At 67.6% G+C, this 16,262-nt stretch carries 20 protein-coding genes; 13 read left to right on the forward strand and 7 right to left on the reverse strand.

What is annotated here, in order from left to right:
- Nucleotides 1-16: 16 nt before the first annotated feature.
- The 3 genes from ACWDXS_RS05540 to ACWDXS_RS05550 all read left to right on the forward strand — a co-directional run bounded on the left by ACWDXS_RS05540 (nt 17) and on the right by ACWDXS_RS05550 (nt 2,876).
- Nucleotides 17-763, forward strand: coding sequence for an alpha/beta hydrolase family protein (locus ACWDXS_RS05540; RefSeq protein ID WP_449962359.1), 747 nt, complete (start codon nt 17-19; stop codon nt 761-763).
- A 98-nt stretch (nt 764-861) separates the two neighbouring features.
- Nucleotides 862-1,983 carry a serine hydrolase domain-containing protein gene (locus ACWDXS_RS05545; RefSeq protein ID WP_449962362.1) on the forward strand — a complete coding sequence of 374 codons (1,122 nt, stop codon included), beginning with the start codon at nt 862-864 and terminating at the stop codon, nt 1,981-1,983.
- A gap of 113 nt (nt 1,984-2,096) precedes the next feature.
- Nucleotides 2,097-2,876, forward strand: a complete 780-nt coding sequence (locus ACWDXS_RS05550; protein ID WP_449962365.1) for a MerR family transcriptional regulator — start codon at nt 2,097-2,099, stop codon at nt 2,874-2,876.
- Between the two features lie 9 nt (nt 2,877-2,885).
- On the opposite strand, the gene ACWDXS_RS05555 is transcribed toward ACWDXS_RS05550, so the two are convergent.
- The 6 genes from ACWDXS_RS05555 to ACWDXS_RS05580 form a co-directional block, all read right to left on the reverse strand.
- Nucleotides 2,886-3,377, reverse strand: a complete 492-nt coding sequence (locus tag ACWDXS_RS05555) for a hypothetical protein (protein WP_449962368.1) — start codon at nt 3,375-3,377, stop codon at nt 2,886-2,888.
- Nucleotides 3,374-3,784 (reverse strand): NUDIX hydrolase, encoded by a 411-nt coding sequence (locus tag ACWDXS_RS05560; RefSeq protein WP_378630003.1) that lies wholly within the window; start codon nt 3,782-3,784, stop codon nt 3,374-3,376. The genes ACWDXS_RS05555 and ACWDXS_RS05560 overlap by 4 nt, the downstream gene beginning before the upstream one ends.
- 98 nt (nt 3,785-3,882) lie before the next feature.
- Nucleotides 3,883-4,362: a carboxymuconolactone decarboxylase family protein gene (locus ACWDXS_RS05565; RefSeq protein WP_378991755.1), complete on the reverse strand. Its 480-nt coding sequence runs from the start codon at nt 4,360-4,362 to the stop codon at nt 3,883-3,885.
- A complete protein-coding gene (locus ACWDXS_RS05570; RefSeq protein WP_449962372.1) occupies nt 4,359-5,438 on the reverse strand; it encodes an NAD(P)H-dependent amine dehydrogenase family protein in 1,080 nt (359 codons plus the stop codon). The genes ACWDXS_RS05565 and ACWDXS_RS05570 overlap by 4 nt, the downstream gene beginning before the upstream one ends.
- Nucleotides 5,439-5,487: 49 nt before the next feature.
- Entirely contained in the window at nt 5,488-6,612 is a 1,125-nt protein-coding gene (locus ACWDXS_RS05575; protein ID WP_449962375.1) for a winged helix DNA-binding domain-containing protein, read from the reverse strand.
- Between the two features lie 66 nt (nt 6,613-6,678).
- Nucleotides 6,679-7,056, reverse strand: coding sequence for a BlaI/MecI/CopY family transcriptional regulator (locus tag ACWDXS_RS05580; RefSeq protein ID WP_378991750.1), 378 nt, complete (start codon nt 7,054-7,056; stop codon nt 6,679-6,681).
- A 215-nt stretch (nt 7,057-7,271) separates the two neighbouring features.
- Between ACWDXS_RS05580 and rox the strand changes: the two genes are divergently transcribed.
- The 5 genes from rox to ACWDXS_RS05605 all read left to right on the forward strand — a co-directional run bounded on the left by rox (nt 7,272) and on the right by ACWDXS_RS05605 (nt 11,955).
- Nucleotides 7,272-8,711 carry a rifampin monooxygenase gene (gene rox, locus ACWDXS_RS05585; RefSeq protein WP_449962378.1) on the forward strand — a complete coding sequence of 480 codons (1,440 nt, stop codon included), beginning with the start codon at nt 7,272-7,274 and terminating at the stop codon, nt 8,709-8,711.
- 105 nt (nt 8,712-8,816) lie between these two features.
- Nucleotides 8,817-9,707, forward strand: a complete 891-nt coding sequence (locus ACWDXS_RS05590; protein ID WP_449962381.1) for an RNA polymerase sigma-70 factor — start codon at nt 8,817-8,819, stop codon at nt 9,705-9,707.
- Nucleotides 9,708-9,798: 91 nt separating this feature from the next.
- On the forward strand, nt 9,799-10,272 hold the full coding sequence (locus ACWDXS_RS05595; RefSeq protein ID WP_449962384.1) for a flavodoxin family protein: 474 nt from the start codon (nt 9,799-9,801) through the stop codon (nt 10,270-10,272).
- A gap of 33 nt (nt 10,273-10,305) precedes the next feature.
- Nucleotides 10,306-11,541 carry a DNA polymerase IV gene (gene dinB / locus ACWDXS_RS05600; RefSeq protein WP_449962386.1) on the forward strand — a complete coding sequence of 412 codons (1,236 nt, stop codon included), beginning with the start codon at nt 10,306-10,308 and terminating at the stop codon, nt 11,539-11,541.
- Between the two features lie 60 nt (nt 11,542-11,601).
- The gene (locus ACWDXS_RS05605; RefSeq protein ID WP_378652648.1) at nt 11,602-11,955 is read left to right on the forward strand and encodes a PLD nuclease N-terminal domain-containing protein; all 354 of its coding nucleotides are present in this window, start codon (nt 11,602-11,604) and stop codon (nt 11,953-11,955) included.
- A gap of 31 nt (nt 11,956-11,986) precedes the next feature.
- Here the strand turns inward: ACWDXS_RS05605 and ACWDXS_RS05610 are convergent, their stop codons facing one another.
- A complete protein-coding gene (locus ACWDXS_RS05610) occupies nt 11,987-13,066 on the reverse strand; it encodes a class 1 fructose-bisphosphatase (protein WP_378991739.1) in 1,080 nt (359 codons plus the stop codon).
- 126 nt (nt 13,067-13,192) lie between these two features.
- Here ACWDXS_RS05610 and ACWDXS_RS05615 point away from each other — a divergent pair, with 126 nt between their 5' ends.
- From ACWDXS_RS05615 to ACWDXS_RS05635, 5 genes are all read left to right on the forward strand, one after another.
- Nucleotides 13,193-13,666 (forward strand): MerR family transcriptional regulator, encoded by a 474-nt coding sequence (locus tag ACWDXS_RS05615; RefSeq protein WP_449962391.1) that lies wholly within the window; start codon nt 13,193-13,195, stop codon nt 13,664-13,666.
- On the forward strand, nt 13,663-14,010 hold the full coding sequence (locus ACWDXS_RS05620; protein ID WP_379315365.1) for a thioredoxin family protein: 348 nt from the start codon (nt 13,663-13,665) through the stop codon (nt 14,008-14,010). The genes ACWDXS_RS05615 and ACWDXS_RS05620 overlap by 4 nt, the downstream gene beginning before the upstream one ends.
- Nucleotides 14,011-14,063: 53 nt before the next feature.
- Nucleotides 14,064-15,005: a hypothetical protein gene (locus ACWDXS_RS05625; RefSeq protein WP_449962394.1), complete on the forward strand. Its 942-nt coding sequence runs from the start codon at nt 14,064-14,066 to the stop codon at nt 15,003-15,005.
- Nucleotides 15,006-15,097: 92 nt separating this feature from the next.
- Complete coding sequence (locus tag ACWDXS_RS05630; RefSeq protein ID WP_378991733.1) at nt 15,098-15,499, forward strand: Rv3143 family two-component system response regulator; 402 nt, start codon at nt 15,098-15,100, stop codon at nt 15,497-15,499.
- A 372-nt stretch (nt 15,500-15,871) separates the two neighbouring features.
- The gene (locus ACWDXS_RS05635) at nt 15,872-16,252 is read left to right on the forward strand and encodes an NADH-quinone oxidoreductase subunit A (protein ID WP_056819816.1); all 381 of its coding nucleotides are present in this window, start codon (nt 15,872-15,874) and stop codon (nt 16,250-16,252) included.
- Nucleotides 16,253-16,262 lie beyond the last annotated feature (10 nt).

Here is a 16,262-nt window from a genome sequence, read left to right on the forward strand (position 1 = left end):
CCCGAAGGGCACAATCATGCATTTCACCGCACACACATCGTCGAACGGTGTCGCCGAACGCCATTTCACCCTGGGTGAGATCACCGGCGTCCTCTGGTCTCGCGCAGCCGATTCCGGCACCATCGCCCCGGTGGTGCTGATGGGCCACGGCGGCGGTCAGCACAAGCAGGCACCGGGCATCGTGGCGCGTGCTCAGCACTTCGTCACCGCCTGCGGCTTCACCGTGGTCGCGATCGACGCTCCCGGCCACGGTGGTAGGCCACGAACTCCCGCGGACGACGACCTCATTGCCGCGCTGCGGCATGCCCGAGCTGCGGACGAGCCCGTCGCACCGATCATCGTGGAATACAACGCTTCTCTGGCCGCGCGCGCCGTCCCCGAATGGCAGGCAACCCTCGACGCAGTGCAGCAACTTCCGAGCATCGGCGTTCACGCCCCCGTCGCGTACTGCGGCACCGCGCTGGGTACCGCCATCGGTGTCGCGCTGACCGCGGCGGACCCCCGGATCTCCGCCGCCGTCTTCGGCCTGCTCGGTCACCGATCCCTGACCGAGGCGGCCGCCTCGATCACCGTCCCCGTCGAGTTCCTGCTCCAGTGGAACGACGAATATGTCGACCGTGACAGCGCGCTCGCCTTGTTCGACGCGTTCGGCTCGGCGGAGAAGACCTTGCACGCCAACCCCGGTGGGCACGCCCAGGTCCCGGCGTTCCAGCTGACCACCACCACCGAATTCCTGACCCGCCACCTGGCCCGAACAGCCTGACACCGGCGTGTCCGGGTTCGGCACGATCAGACCCGGACACGCTGAGTGACCCAGATCACTCTTGCGGTTGACCTTGGGTCAACGTGGACGCTCATCTCATGACTTCGAACGTGAACACCACAGCGAGCACCACCACAACCACTGCCGCACAGCACTATCCGACCCTGCAGCAGACCATCGAGGAGATCGTCGCCACCGGATTCGTCGGCCTGCACGTGCGAGTCGACGACGAGCAGGGCGTGTGGGTCGGCAGCGCCGGACGCAGCGAGCTGGGCCAGAGCGCACCACCGCCGATCAACGGGCGCGTCCGGATCGGCAGCAACACCAAGACTTTCGTCGCGACCGTGGTCCTGCAACTGGTAGCCGAGGGCACGATCGCCCTCGACGCTCCCGCCGTCGACTACCTGCCCCGGTTCGAGTTGGATCCGCGCGTCACCGTCCGCATGCTGTTGCAGCACACCAGCGGGATCTTCAACTTCACCGGCGAGTTCTACGAAGACGGGACGAGCGCGCCGGGAGTCGTCGCCTGGAGTGGCAAAGACTGGGTGGACAACCGTTTCCAGACCCACCACACCGACGAGCTGGTACGGCGGGCATTGGCAAAGCCCGCGCGGTTCGAACCGGGCACGGACTGGAGCTACGCCAACACCAATTACGCGCTCGCCAAGCTGTTGATCGAAGCGGTCACCGGTCACTCGCTGGCCGAGGAGATGCAGCGACTGATCCTGGGCCCGCTCGGGCTCTGCGACACCGTCGTGCCGGAGACCTCGACCGAGATCGGCGGACCGCACGCCCACGCCTACTACCGCTATGACGACGCCGGGGTGGAGCAGACGATCGACGTCACCTCCCAGAATCCGTCCTGGATTTCCAGCGGCGGCGACATGATCTCGACCAGCAAGGACCTGCACACCTTCCTCTCCGCACTGCTGCGCGGCACGCTGCTGCCCGCCCCGCTGCTGGCCGAGATGCTCACCCCCGAAGCCAAGGTCGGCTACGGCCTTGGGGTGTTCGTCCAGCAGACCGAGACCGGCACCGTCATCACCCACAACGGCGGCCACGGTGGCCATGCGGCGCTGATGTACAGCACGCTCGACGGCACCAAGACCATGACCGCCGCACTCAACTACATCGACGACGCCGACCTGTCGATGTCGGCGACGTTCCAGGCCGCGACGCAGCGACTGCTCGACGAAGTGTTCGGTGCCGCTACGGCCTGAACGCACCTTCCGGGGTCGCGCCCAGCTGGTCACGACCCCGGATGCTTGACCTCGACGCACCATCAAGGTCAACTTTCTGGGTAGGACTACCTCGAACAAGGCGGACTGAGCAGATGATGAACGGCGTCACGATCGGCCAGGCCGCGGTTTTCGCCGGTGTCACGATCAAGACCGTGCGGCACTACGAGAAGAACGGTCTGCTCGACGAACCGGCCCGCGACAGCTCCGGCTACCGGCGCTACGGTTCGGCCGAACTTTTGCGGTTGGTGCAGGTCAGAACCCTCGCCGCCGCCGGAGTTCCACTGGCCGAGATCGGATCTCTGCTCGACGCCGACGCCGACGCGTTCGCCACCGAGCTCGCCGACGTCGAACGGCGTCTCACCGAGCGGATCGAGGAACTGATCGTGCGCCGAGACACGCTGCACCGGCTGGCCGACGGCGACCGCACGCTGCTGCCCGACCGCGCGGTGGAGCTGCTCGCTCGCCTACCCGGCCTCGGCTTTCCCCCGGCGGAGGTGGCCGCGGCCAGGGAAGGGTGGGTGCTGGCCAGAGCGCTGGTCCCGGAGGGCTTCGACGACTACCTCACCAATGTCGAGAACGCCCTAGAAGACACCGAGTTCCTCGCCCTGAGCAGGCGCGCCTCGGAATCGGCCAGCTGGGAACCGGACGACCCGCGCGTCGAGGAAGTGGCTACCGCGCTGGCCGAGCACTATCTCGCCCACCCCGACCAGCTGAAGATCGTGACGGGCCTGCAAGCCCGCACAGACGCCGCGACACGCTACAAATTGATCCGCCACCACGGTGAAGAGCAGGAATCGGCCCCGGCCCGGCTCTCGGCCCTTGTCGAGGCGAAGCTGCGGGCCGCCGGCGTCTACATCCCCGGATCTCGCTGACCCGCACGCTCAGATCTGCCGCACCCACGCGACGAAGAACAACCCGCCCGCCGCCACGAGAACCAGGGCGACCGGAATCGCCCACCACGACCGGTCACCGCCGAGGACAGTCCGCGTCACCCGCAGCTGTAGCCGGCCGCACAGGGCGATCACCGCGACGAATGCCGGCGCGATCAACGCACCCGACGCCGCGTGCACCAGCCACGCGCCCGCCAGCGTCGGCCCGCCCCACGAGGTCTGGTAACTGTCGGCGGCGACCAACGGATAGGCGAACCCACGCACCAGAACCAGCACGCTGAGCATCGCGAGGAACCAGCCGAGCAGCCCGACACCACCGGAGAGCACCGATTGGATCAGGCAGCGTCGCAGGGAAATATCGTGGGCGCCGACAGGTTCGCGCAAGAGCAGTCGCGGCACCCGCAGCCGGGTCCGCACCCGGGTGAAGGCCAGTGGCAGTGCCAGCAGTTCGTAGAACGCCGACCGTGCCACCGTGCCGATCACCGCAGCGACCCGGCCGCCGCGAGGTCGTCGAACAACAACTGGTCGACCGGGGGAACCAGATCGCGGTCCCCGAATCCGAACCAGGCCAGCGCCTCGATCTCGCTGCTTGCCGTGAGCACCCCGCGATAGTCGGCGGTGTAGCACGCCATCCGGACGACGGTGTCGTGCCCGTCGGCGATCGCGGCCTCATAGGTGCCGACGTGGGTGGCGCTCTCGGGCGTGAGCTCGACGGTCAGTTCTTCGGCGACCTCGCGGACCAAGGTCTGCAGGTCGGTCTCGACCCCTTCCCGTTTGCCGCCGGGGATGAAGAACACGTCCTTGCCGCGCGGGCGGGCACACAGGATGCGACCGTTCTCGATCAGCACCCAGGCCACCGTATCGATGAGCTGCTGTCTCGCAGGTTCCATCACGGCCCGCAGCTTAATCGGCGCGGGCGCGACGGTGTTGCCCAGTCCCTGGCGCCCGGCCGCCGGCGAGGCGGTGCTACCTCTGGCGCACCCGGCGGTCAGTGGCCGGGCAGCACGCACACGGTGTCCAGCCCGAGCACCCGGTTGAGGCGGCCGAACGCCAGCCAGGAACCGATGCTCATGCTCAGTTCCACCACCTCGGCCTGGGAGTACTCGGCGAACATCCTGGCCCAGAATTCGTCGTCGAGGCCGTGGTGGTCGGTGGCGTAGCGCTCGGCGTATTCGGCGGCGAGGCGGGTCCGTTCGTCGAACCGGTCGGTGTCACGCCAGTGGGTGACGGCATCGGGGAATTCCGCTTCGACCTTCTGTCCGTCGCGTTCGGTGCGCCAGTCCTGACAGAACAGGCAGCCGTTGATCTGGGCGATCCGCAACCGGGCCGCTTCGAATTCACGCAGGCCGAGGGTGGAGTGCTCGTAGACCGACAGCGAGAATGCCGCCGCGGCGACGCCGATGCCGGGCACCATCTCGCCCCACACGTAGCCGATGGGATCTTTGCCCTCGGGAATGTCGATGATCATCGTGGTGTCCTTCCGAGTTTGCCGACCGCGGCGCGCAGCGGCACATCGAGTGCGTCATAGAGACCGGGCGGCGCCTCGACCAGCCAGTCGATGGCATTGACCAAACGTCCCACCGCCGTGGCGTTTCCGCCCGCCGCGCGATTGCCGCCTTCATCGGTCGCTTCGACGCTGACCTCGATGTGTGGCGAACCCTCGATGATCACCCGGTGGGCACCGTCACCGTCGGGTGGTGTCGGCCAGTCCGGTGCGCAGCTGGGATGGATGCGGGTGACGTGCTCGATCACGATGCGCGCCTGCCCGTCGACGATGCCTTGCACCTCGAACCGCACCGCCCCCTGTGTGCCCGCGTCGAACGCCCCCATCTGGGTGGTCTGCACTGTCGCGTCGAGGGCGCGCCGGTCGACGGTTTCGCGGATCTCGTCGAGTTCGACACCCAATGCTCTGGCCATCAGCCGGATCTGGCCGCCCCACACCATCGTCGGCACGCTCGCCATCAGCATCGGCGGCTGGTAGTCCATCGGCTGTCCCATCCCGACGAGGTAGCGCACCGAGTCGGGTTGGTCGTAGGTGGAGTAGTCGAAGATCTCCTGGCAGCGCACCACGTCGATGGTGGCGGCGAGCCCGCTGATCAACAGCGGCAGCACATCGTTGCCCCAGCCGGGATCCACCCCGGAGACGAACAGCGAACCACCGCCCGCGGCAATGGCTTCCAGCACCGGCTCGCGCATTTCGGCCGGTGCGTTGCGCGGGTCGTAGAGGGCGTAGAGGGCCGGGGTGACCACGACGGCGCCGGCCCGGATCGCCCGCACGATGTCGGCGAGCGCGTCGTCTGGCCGGATGTCTCCAGACGCTGCGTACACCACCGCCTGGGGTCCGGTGGCGAGTAGCGCGTCGATGTCGTCGACGGCGGCCACCCCCAATTCGGTGTCGAGGCCTGCGAGCGTGCCCGCGTCTCGGCCGACTTTGTCGGGGTTGTGCACGAGCACCCCGGTGAGAACCAGCGCCGGATGGGCAGCCACGGCACGGATGGCCGCGCGGCCGACGTTTCCGGTGCCCCAGACGATCGTGGGGATCATCGAGCCACCGTAGCAAGCGCTTGGTTCGTCGTCTGGCGTATCCGAAATCTCAGCTCGCGCGGACGCCCAGCCCTGGTGTGCCGGTAGCCGCTGCCAGCCGGTTCACCGCTGCGGTCAGGGCGCGCTCGGGGAGTTCGCGCGCGTCGAACATCGACACGACGACCGTGTCGTCGACCTGTTCCCACGTGCCCATGATGCGACCGTCGACCAGCACCAGCGGCGAGATCCAGCCCGCCGTCCTGCTCACCTTCGACCGGTGCTCGGCGGGCAGCAGCACGGTGTCGGCGGTACCGGGTCCCAGTACGTACTGGTCGAACGGACCGAGCAGATGGACACCGCCGTCGAGAGTCGCCGCGGCGAGATCGTCGGCGAACTCGCTCGGAATCCAGCCGATCCGTCCTTCGACGTCGACCTCGGTCAGCGCGTCACCCATCGCCGCGAACCACCCGCGCAGCACGGTTGTGCGCACGCTGTTGCGACTGAGCCACGCGTCGAAGGCCGCCGGGGTCGCGGGACCGTACGCGCCGAGATAAGCGCGGATAAGCGCCGGTGCGGCGATATCGGGTTCCGGGATGCCCTTCCACCCGGGAGTCAGGTCGCCCGGCGCGGTGAAGGTGACCTTGCTCCCGCGCGCGGGACCGTGGCACAGCGCGCCCTGCCAGGCCAACGGCTTGAGCACCGCACCCCAGCCGGAGCGCAACTGCTCACCGAGGTGGGCGAAGCCGGGTTCGGCGAGGACCGCCTCGACCAGTTCGTCCCGGGTCAGGACCTGACCGGCCAGGACTCCCGACACCACCTCCACCAGACCGGCCACCTGCGCCGGGGTCGCGCCGAACGTCTTCTGCCACGACGGTTTCTCCCAGGTCCGCGCCGATCCGATCAGCGACAGCGCGGCCGCGGCCTGCTCGGGCACCATCGCGTGCAGCGTGCCGCGCATCGCCCAGGTCTTGATCAACGTGCCCGCGGCCAACGCCTCGCCGACACCGAGGCCGTGGCCGTGGCCGTGGGAATTGGGACTGCGCACCGCCACAGCCATCTCCGCCGCCGACGCCACCTGCGCCTGCACCCCGGCCAACCGGGTCGCGACATCCTCGGCAGAACCCGCGGTCGGTGCCGCGACGAACTGGCGGCCCAGCCGCCAGGCGAACACCTGATCCCATCCGACACTCAGCATGCGTCCCGTCCCCGTGACCGATCCCATCGGTGTCCCATCAGATCAGATCACTCCGACACGATCGGGCTAACTCGCCTCGGTCCGCCGGGTGGCGACACGGCGCAACGCGGCTCGCAATCCCGCGAATTCGTCGTCACTGATCCGGTCGACGAAATAGTTGAGGACGAGGTCGGATCGCCCGCCCACACCGAGCGCCTCGTGCATGAGCCGGGCGCTGTGTTCCTCGCGGGTCACCGTCGGCCAATACCGGTACGCGCGGCCCTCACGCTCGCGGGCCAGCCAGCCTTTGCGGTGCAGATTGTCCATCGTCGACATCACGGTGGTGTAGGCGATGTCGCGCTCGGTCGCCAACTCGTCGAACAGTTCGCGCACCGTGGTCGTGTCCACATCGCGGTCCCACAGCCGATCCATCAGCACTGCCTCGAGATCCCCGAAACCACGCACCGCCGACCGACTCCTTCACCTTGCCCGAACCGCTTCACAGTACCGGCACCGCCTCGGTGAGAGTCGCGAGCATGGCAAAGGCAAGGAGGGAAAACCACTCCTTGCCACCTCTAACATATAGCGCACCCCGGGGCTTGCGGCAAGACCCCGGTGATGCCGCACAATCTCTCGGCGAGCCCGCAACCTGCGGGAATCTTGTCGAAGGGGAGTAGTCGATGATCGACGTGATCGTGGTCGGCGGTGGACCGACCGGCATGATGCTGGCCGCCGAATTGAGGCTGCACGCGGTGCGGGTGGTCGTGCTGGAGAAGGACGCGGAGCCGACGAAGATCGTCCGCTCGCTCGGCCTGCACGCGCGCAGTATCGAGATCATGGATCAGCGCGGCCTGCTCGACCGGTTCCTCGCGCTCGGACGCCGGCATCCGCTCGGCGGATTCTTCGCCGGCATCCCCACACCGGCGCCCGAGCGACTCGACACCGCCCACCCCTATGTCCTGGCCATCCCGCAACCTCGCACCGATCAGCTGCTGAGCGAGCACGCCACCGCACTCGGTGCCGAGATCCGGCGTGGCACCGAAGTGGTCGGCGTGAGCCAGCGCGACGACGCGGTCACCGTCGAACTGGCCGACGGCACCCGGTTGCGTGCGCGCTATCTCGTCGGCTGCGACGGTGGCCGCAGCACCGTGCGCAGGCTGCTCGGTGTCGCGTTCCCCGGCGAGCCGAGCCGGGTCGAGACCCTGCTCGGCGAAATGGCATTGACCGCGTCACCGGAAACGATCACCGAGGTGATGACCGAAGTCCGCAAGACCCAGCTGCGATTCGGCGCGATGCCCCTGGCAGACGGGGTCTACCGCGTCCTCGCCCCCGCGGCCGGAGTCGCCGAGGACCGGGCTGTCGCGCCCACCCTCGAAGAAATGAAACAACAGCTCATCGCCACCGCGGGCACCGACTTCGGCGCGCACTCGCCGCGGTGGCTGTCGCGTTTCGGCGACGGCACCCGCCAAGCCGAGCACTACCGCGTCGGCCGCGTGCTGCTGGCAGGCGACGCCGCCCACATCCACCCGCCCACCGGCGGACAGGGCCTGAACCTGGGCGTGCAGGACGCGTTCAACCTCGGCTGGAAACTGGCCGCCGAGATCAACGGCTGGGCGCCGGCGGGCTTGCTCGACACCTACCAGACCGAACGCCACCCCGTGGCCGCCGACGTGCTCGACAACACCCGCGCCCAGATGGAGCTGATGTCGCTGGACGCGGGACCACAGGCGGTACGCAGGCTGGTATCCGAGCTGATGGAATTCGACGAGGTGAGCCGCTGTCTCACCGAGAAGATCATCGCCATCGCGATCCGCTACGACTTCGGCGAGGGCGACCCACTGCTCGGTCGGCGATTGCGCGATATCGCCTTGAAACGCGGTCGCCTCTACGCGCACATGCACGCGGGCCGTGGACTGCTGCTCGACCAGACCGGCCACCTCTGCGTGCGGGGATGGGCGGACCGGGTCGACCACATCGTCGACGTCAGCGACGAACTCGACGCCCCCGCGGTACTGCTTCGCCCTGACGGGCATGTGGCATGGGTCGGTCGAGAGCAGCAGGATCTCCTCGACCACCTGCCTGTCTGGTTCGGTCAGCGCGACAGCACCGCAGCGATGTGAGGTGTCGTCCACAGCATCGACGGGGATCGTCTGCGCGACAGCGTGGTTGCGCTGACTCGCTGTCGCCCGGAATCATCGGTGTATGAGGCGCGCAGGGGTGGCCCGATGACCGAGTCCGACACATTCGCCACATTCCGGCCACTGCTGTTCACGATCGCCTACGAAATCCTGGGCTGTGCCGCCGATGCCGAGGACGTGTTGCAGGACAGCTACCTTCGCTGGCGCGACGCGACGGAGGTGACGCATCCGCGCGCGTACCTGGTGCAGATCGTCACCCGTCAGGCGATCAATCATCTCCGCACGGTCCGGCGGCGCCGCGAGGATTACGTCGGCACCTGGCTGCCCGAACCGATCCGTACCGCGCCCGACGCGGGGCAGGATGTGTTGCTGGCCGAATCGGTGTCGATGGCGATGCTGCTCGTGCTGGAAACTCTTGGTCCCACCGAGCGCGCGGTGTTCGTGCTGTCGGAGGTGTTCGGGCACAGCCATCGCGAGATCGCGCAGATGATCGACAAATCCGACTCCGCCGTGCGGCAGATCGCCCACCGGGCCCGCGCGCACGTCGCGTCGCGGCGACGGCGCTTCCAACCGGACTCCGACACCAGCCGCGCGGTGATCGGCCGCTTCCTGCTGGCCGCCAACACCGGCGACGTCAGCGCCCTCATGGCGGTGCTCGCGCCCGACATCCTCCAGATCTCCGACGGCGGTGGCCGTGTGAGTGCCGCGCGCCGCCCGATCATCGGCGCCGAGCCCGTGGCGCGGTTCCTGATCGGGCTGACCCAGAACTCGATGGCGGGCGCGACAGTCGAATTCGGCAGTTTCAACGCGCAGCCCACGGTGATCGCCCGATCGAAGAACGGCGATCTGGATACGGTGCTGGTGGTCGAGCTGACCGACGACCTCGTCACCGGGCTCTACGCGATCCGCAACCCCGACAAACTGCAGTCCATCGATGTCGTGCGCATTCTCGACATCGCGGCCGAACGCACCCTGTGACGGAGGGCACAGCACCTGCATGTCACGCTGGGAACCTGAGCGGTGTCTCCGAGGGTGTCCAGCAACGCAGCGGAACGAAAGGACCATCCCCATGAAGGTCATCCTCGTGTGCAAGTCGGTGTCGCACGGCAACACCCAGCGCGTCGCCGAAACCATCGGCCAGGTGCTCGGCGGACGGGTCGTCGCCCCCGCCGACATCGATCCGGCCGGGCTCGCCGACTACGACCTCGTCGGCTTCGGCTCGGGCATCTACAACATGGCTTTCCATCCGGAACTGCGCCGGTTCATTGCCTCCCTGCCGGCCGGACACGGGGGCAAGGCGTTCGTGTTCCGCACCAGTGGATTCCCGGAACCGCCGTTTCGCCGCTATGTCACCACCTTGACCCGCGACATCGAGAACAAGGGCTTCGACGTTGTCGACGCCTTCGACTGCCGGGGCTTCGACACCTGGCTGCCGCTGCGCCTGGTGGGCGGTATCCGCAAAGGCCACCCCGACGCCACCGACCTCACCGCCGCGCGCGAGTTCGCCGAAAACCTGCAGGCCAGGACTATCTCCACACCCTAAAAGGCCGAACTCGTCGGACCCCGATGCGAACATATGTTCGTGTCCGATTCCGCCGCCCCGCGTCGCCCGCGTATCCAGTCCCGCGCCGAGGCCTCGATCCTGCATGCCGACCTCGACTCGTTCTACGCCTCGGTCGAGCAGCGTGACCAGCCGTGGCTGCGTGGCAAACCGGTCATCGTGGGTGGCGGGGTGGTGTTGGCGGCCAGCTACGAGGCCAAGGCGTTCGGGATACGCACGCCGATGAACGCGGGCCAGGCGCTGCGCCTGTGTCCGCACGCGATCGTGGTGCCGCCACGGATGTCGGCCTATGCCGAGGCAAGCAAAGCGGTGTTCTCGGTATTCCACGACACCACCCCGGTGGTGGAGGGGATCTCGATCGATGAGGCGTTCCTCGACGTCAGCGGGTTACGCCGGATCAGCGGCGAACCGATCGACATCGGGCACCGGCTGCGTGCGCAGGTGGCCGGCCGGGTGGGCCTGCCCATCTCCGTGGGCATCGCACGCAACAAATTCCTCGCCAAGGTCGCCTCCGCCGTCGCCAAGCCCGACGGGTTACGCCTTGTCGAACCCGGCAAGGAGCTCGACTTCCTGCATCCACTGCCGGTGGAGCGATTATGGGGCGTCGGCAAAGTCACCTCGGCGACACTGCACGCCAACGGCATCACCCGCATCGGCCAGCTCGCCGAACTCGGCGAACCCCACCTGCGCGCCATCCTCGGCCCCGCCGCGGCCCGTCACCTGTTCGCCCTGTCCTTGGCTCGCGATCCACGCCGCGTGGAAACCGGCAAACGACGGCGCTCGATCGGCGCCCAACGCGCCCTCGGCCGCCGCCCACGTGACCCCGACGAGATCGCCGCCTACCTCGACGGCCTCACCGACCGCCTCGGCCGCCGCCTGCGCGCCGCCGACCGCGTCTGCCGAACGGTGGTGCTGCGCTTACGTTTCGACGATTTCACCCGCGCCACCCGATCGCACACCCTCGTCGAAGCCACCGATGCCTCCACCGCGATCCGCCACGCCGCCCGCCTGCTGCTGCACGCCGCTCAACCGCTGATCATCGAACGTGGCATCACCCTGATCGGCCTCTCGCTGACCAACCTCGACGACGCCGACACCATGCAACTCACCCTGCCGCTGGACGCGCGCGCCGAGAACACCCTCGACGCCACTCTCGACGACCTGCGCCGCCGCTTCGGTTCCACCGCCATCACCCGCGCCGCACTCCTGCGCAGCGGCGAAGGCCTCTCGGTCCCGCTCCTGCCCGACTGACGTCGGTGGTCACCGACCACTACGGATCCACCGTGCGAGTGGGCGTGGAATAATCGCCGAATGCCTTACGCCGTCATCGGCTTTCTGACTCTCGCCCTGTGGGTGTATTGCCTGGTCGACATCATCACCAGCCCCGACGCGGGCATCCGGCACCTACCGAAGATGGGGTGGATCATCGTCGTCGTGCTGATCCCGACGATCGGTGCGCTGCTGTGGCTGTTCGCGGGCAGGCCGGTCGGCGAGTCAGGACCTGTCTCGAATACCCGGTTCGGTGAATACGATCGCCCCGGTCGCCGGGTCGCGTCGAATCCCGACGACGACGAGGCCTTCCTGCGCGGCTTGCGCGAGCGTGCCGAACAGCAACGTCGCGAGGCCCGCAGGCAACAGCAAGAACGCGACCAGGACCCGGCCTGATCGCCCGCGAAGCACTGTGCCGATCGCGCATCTACGTGCGCTGATCGTGTTTGGCGGGCCGGAACAAGGACCGCGTTCCGAACAGTGAACTGTCGAACCGCTTGCCCGCGTCCGGTTCCCGGTGATACCGCTCGATGCGCAGCACCTCGTTGCGGGAACCGAAGATGAACGGCACCCGCTGATGCACCTGGGCCGGGGGAACCTCCATCATGCGCTCGTGCCCGGTGGTGGCCGCTCCGCCCGCCTGCTCGACGATGAACGCGATCGGGTTCGCCCCGTACAGCAGCGAGACTCGGCCCGGCTGTGCGGGATTGCGCGTATCGCGCGGGTACAGATACAGCCCGCCCCTGGTCAGGATGTGGAAGGTATCGGCCACCAGTGACGCCACCCACCGCATATTGAAATCGCGCCCGCGTGGCCCTTCGACTCCCTCCAAGCACTCGAGCACATACCGGCGCACGGGCCGCTCCCAGAACCGCTCGTTCGCGGCATTGATCGCGAAACCCGACGTGTCCTCCGGGATTCGCATCTGCGGATGAGTCAGCACGAACGCACCGATCTCCCGATCGAGGGTGAACCCGTCGACGCCACTGCCCGTGGTGAGGACCAACATCGTGGCGGGCCCGTACAGGGTGAACCCCGCACAGACCTGCTCCACTCCTGGCTGCAGGAAGTCGGTGTCGGCAGGTTCGGCGTCGCCGGCGACCACCGCTTCCGGCGCCCGCAGAATGCTGAAAATCGAACCGACAGGCAGATTCACGTCGATATTGCTCGACCCGTCCAACGCGTCGTACGCCAGCAGGTACTTCCCCCGGCGCTGCGTCGCGGGCAGCACCGTCGCATGCTGCTCGGACAACAACCCGGACAGATGCCCCGACCACTGCGTCTGCCCCACCATGATCTCATCGGTCAACACATCGAGCCGCCCACTCACCGACGTCTCGTCCTCGACCCCCGACCCGATGATCGCCCCGCGAGTCACCTGATTGGCAATGATCTTCGCCGCCGTTGCCACCACATTCACCAGCGCGGAGAATTCCCCCGACGAACCGGGATGCCGATGCTCTTCCTCGATCGTGTACCGCGTCAGCGTTTTCGGTCCATTCGGCATTCGGTCACGACCCCCTGCGAAATCCGGTGCGTCCCTTGCCCTTTTCAGAATGGCTCACCGACCGCCGATAGGCAATGTGAACTCTCACTTGACCTTGCCCCTGGGGGCAGCGTTTACATTCGCTGCATGAGGATCGGAGAGCTCGCGCGGCTGGCTCAGCTCAGCCCCAAGGCCATCAGGCGGTACGAGGCACTCGGGCTGGTCGCACCCGAACGGCACCCCAACGGCTTCCGCGAATACGACGACCACACCGTCCGCCTGGTGCGCGAAATCCGATCCCTGAACCGTCTGGGCATCCCGGTCGAGGAGACTCGCCCATTTCTGGACTGCCTGGCGACCGGCAGCGAACACGTCGACGACTGTCCCGCCTCCCTGGCCGAATACCAGCGGACCATCGACGCACTGACCGCGGAAATCGACGCCCTCACCGCCCGCAGAGACGCCCTCACCGATCGCCTCCGCGAGGCCGCACACCGCCACAGCACCACCCGACGGCTTCCGTGGCCGACGGCCGTCTCCGTTCTGCAGCCCTCCGATGCGGCGACTCAGCAGGCCGAGCGAACACTCGACATCCCCACCGAGCAAGAGGAATCCCGATGACCCTGAGTTCTGCGATCGCCGGCACCGTCGCGGTGACCGATGAGACATTCGACCACGACGTGCTCGCCCACCCCGGCCTCGTTCTCGTGGACGTCTGGGCCACGTGGTGCCCTTCGTGCAAAATGATCGCCCCCGTGCTGGCCGACGTTGCCCGCGAACGTGCGGCCACACTCGCCGTTCGCACGCTCAATGCCGATGAGAACCCACTCACGGCCCGCACCTACCAGGTCATGGCCGCTCCGACGCTGCTGCTCTTCCGCGATGGCCAACTCCTGCGCACCCTCGTCGGCGCCCGCTCCAAGGCCCGGCTCCTCGCCGAGTTGGACGACGCAGTGCGTCACTGATCCCGAAACCTCCGCCCCCACAAGAACACCCATCGATCGCTGTCGGGTGGGCTGTGCACATACAGGTGTGGGATCGGCGACCGGCCGACGAGGGCGAGTGGCAGCAGGTCAGCGAAGCCCGGCTACACATCGGCGAGCACGGGCTGACCATCAGTTCACCCGTCGACGGCTGGGCCGACGCACCCGTGCCGCCCGGCGACTACCTTGCCGAGATCGCCGGAACGGGTTTCGCGAACTACGGCTGGCCTGGCGACATCACCCCCGGCGACCACTGGCGAATCCGGCTCTGGCCCGACGACGGCACCGCTCCTCGACCCGCCCGACAGTGGGACATGCCCGGCTACGGCATTCCCGCCAACAGCGCCGCACCGCCGACCGAGCCTGCCCCGAATCTGCCCGAGCCCGAATCGGACCGGCAGCGAGAGCTCCGCACCGAGGCCCGCGCCAGAGACCGCGAGGAATGGGGCGGCGACCCGATACCAGCCTTCGCCGGCAGCTATCACGGACGCGAACTCGCGGGCTACGACCGTGCGTTGGCCGAGTCGATAGCCGCCATGAGCGCCACGCGATTGCGTCGACTGGCCGACTACTGCGCACAGCGCGCCTACGACCTCGCCGGTCTCAGCGATCGTGTCTGGGTGCGCCCCGCGTTGGACGCGCTCGCATCCGGCGCACCGCTGCCCGAACCCTTCCACGACAACGACGCCGCGTTCGCGCGACTGGACAAAGACCAGTACGGACCCGACGAGGCGAGCTTCCAGAGCATCGTCGTGCGGGAAGTGGCGCAGGCCCCCAGCCCGACGCCGAACCCGTACGACCGCGGCAACATCAGTCGCCCCCATTTCGCCCTCAACACGGTTTTCCATGCGCGGCATACCGATCCGTTGCAGGGCGCGTTCTCCGCGATCACCGAAGCCGCGATCACCTTCGGCCCAGACGTCGAGAGCCTGTTCACCGGCATCCGCGGCGAGTTCGATCTACCTCCGCGGTCGTGAGCGCCGGGCCCGCTGTCATCGATACCACTGCGCGACTGGTCGATCCGGCGAACCTGCCACGGTGGCGCCACCCTCGGACGTACGATCCGAGCGTGGCCGAATCCCATGGTTCCACCCCTCTGCGTGTGCTGGTCTACAGCAACGATGCCGATACCCGCCAACAGGTGATCCTCGCGCTGGGCCGTAAGCCGCGCGCCGACCTACCGGAGCTCGAATTCTTCGAGGTCGCTACCGCGCCGGTGGTCATCGAGCAGATGGATGCCGGTGGGATCGATCTGGCGATCCTCGACGGTGAATCCGCCCCGACGGGTGGACTCGGTATCGCCAAACAGCTCAAAGACGAGATCGATCAGTGCCCGCCGGTGGTCGTGCTCACCGGCCGACCCGATGACGCCTGGTTGGCCAACTGGTCGCGCGCCGAGGCCGCCGTCTCCCACCCGATCGACGCCATGCAGCTCACCAACGCGGTCGCGGGCATCCTGCTCGCCCGCTGAACAGGACCATCCGGGCATCGTCCCGACCTGTCGGATAGTCCGCTTCGCACCTTTCTATCTATCACCACTGGTAACGCCAGTGGTTCGCTGCCGCATGCCCGGAGCCGATTACCCCCGTATCGCTCATGAATCGCGGTACCGATATCGATCAAACCCCACCCCGGAAACGTGCGGCGGACCCCCGAAACGGCGGTAGTCTGTGCTCTAGCTCACACGAGCACGGGCTCTTGTATAACGCTCCGCCATCGCTGCACAGCCTTGCGCGAGCCCCGGTTCGGCGGACAACGTTGTCGGCCCCGTCTCGCCGAAAGCTGCCGTCCGCGGCCGGGCCACACGGCTCGGCCTGCTCCAGCGAGGAGGGGAAGTGCAGTCGTGAATATCGAGGTGCCCGCACTCGTACTCGGCGCCATCGCCGCGGCGTTCGCGGTGTTCTCCGTCATCATGGCGTCGCTGATCGGCCCGAAACGCTACAACCGGGCCAAACTCGAACCCTATGAATGCGGCATCGAGCCGACCCCGCACGCCATCGCCGGCGGTCCGGGAAACGCAGCGGGACAGCGCTTTCCGGTGAAGTACTACCTCACGGCGATGCTGTTCATCATCTTCGACATCGAGATCGTGTTCCTGTACCCGTGGGCCGTGCATTTCGACACGCTCGGGCTGTTCGGTCTCGCCGCGATGGCGCTGTTCATCGTCAACGTGTCTGTCGCCTACGCCTACGAGTGGCGTCGCGGCGGCCTCAGCTGGGAATGAGTGGGAAATA

The sequence above is a fragment of the Nocardia sp. NPDC003183 genome (assembly GCF_053590715.1).

Coding starts and splice junctions, on each gene's coding strand:
- ACWDXS_RS05545 (WP_449962362.1), top strand. CDS start 862: ATGACTTCGAACGTGAACACCACAGCGAGCACCACCACAACCACTGCC.
- ACWDXS_RS05605 (WP_378652648.1), top strand. CDS start 11,602: ATGCCTTACGCCGTCATCGGCTTTCTGACTCTCGCCCTGTGGGTGTAT.
- ACWDXS_RS05570 (WP_449962372.1), bottom strand. CDS start 5,438: ATGATCCCCACGATCGTCTGGGGCACCGGAAACGTCGGCCGCGCGGCC.
- ACWDXS_RS05575 (WP_449962375.1), bottom strand. CDS start 6,612: ATGCTGAGTGTCGGATGGGATCAGGTGTTCGCCTGGCGGCTGGGCCGC.
- ACWDXS_RS05590 (WP_449962381.1), top strand. CDS start 8,817: ATGACCGAGTCCGACACATTCGCCACATTCCGGCCACTGCTGTTCACG.
- ACWDXS_RS05540 (WP_449962359.1), top strand. CDS start 17: ATGCATTTCACCGCACACACATCGTCGAACGGTGTCGCCGAACGCCAT.
- ACWDXS_RS05560 (WP_378630003.1), bottom strand. CDS start 3,784: ATGGAACCTGCGAGACAGCAGCTCATCGATACGGTGGCCTGGGTGCTG.
- ACWDXS_RS05565 (WP_378991755.1), bottom strand. CDS start 4,362: ATGATCATCGACATTCCCGAGGGCAAAGATCCCATCGGCTACGTGTGG.
- rox (WP_449962378.1), top strand. CDS start 7,272: ATGATCGACGTGATCGTGGTCGGCGGTGGACCGACCGGCATGATGCTG.
- ACWDXS_RS05610 (WP_378991739.1), bottom strand. CDS start 13,066: ATGCCGAATGGACCGAAAACGCTGACGCGGTACACGATCGAGGAAGAG.
- ACWDXS_RS05595 (WP_449962384.1), top strand. CDS start 9,799: ATGAAGGTCATCCTCGTGTGCAAGTCGGTGTCGCACGGCAACACCCAG.
- ACWDXS_RS05550 (WP_449962365.1), top strand. CDS start 2,097: ATGATGAACGGCGTCACGATCGGCCAGGCCGCGGTTTTCGCCGGTGTC.
- ACWDXS_RS05615 (WP_449962391.1), top strand. CDS start 13,193: ATGAGGATCGGAGAGCTCGCGCGGCTGGCTCAGCTCAGCCCCAAGGCC.
- dinB (WP_449962386.1), top strand. CDS start 10,306: ATGTTCGTGTCCGATTCCGCCGCCCCGCGTCGCCCGCGTATCCAGTCC.
- ACWDXS_RS05620 (WP_379315365.1), top strand. CDS start 13,663: ATGACCCTGAGTTCTGCGATCGCCGGCACCGTCGCGGTGACCGATGAG.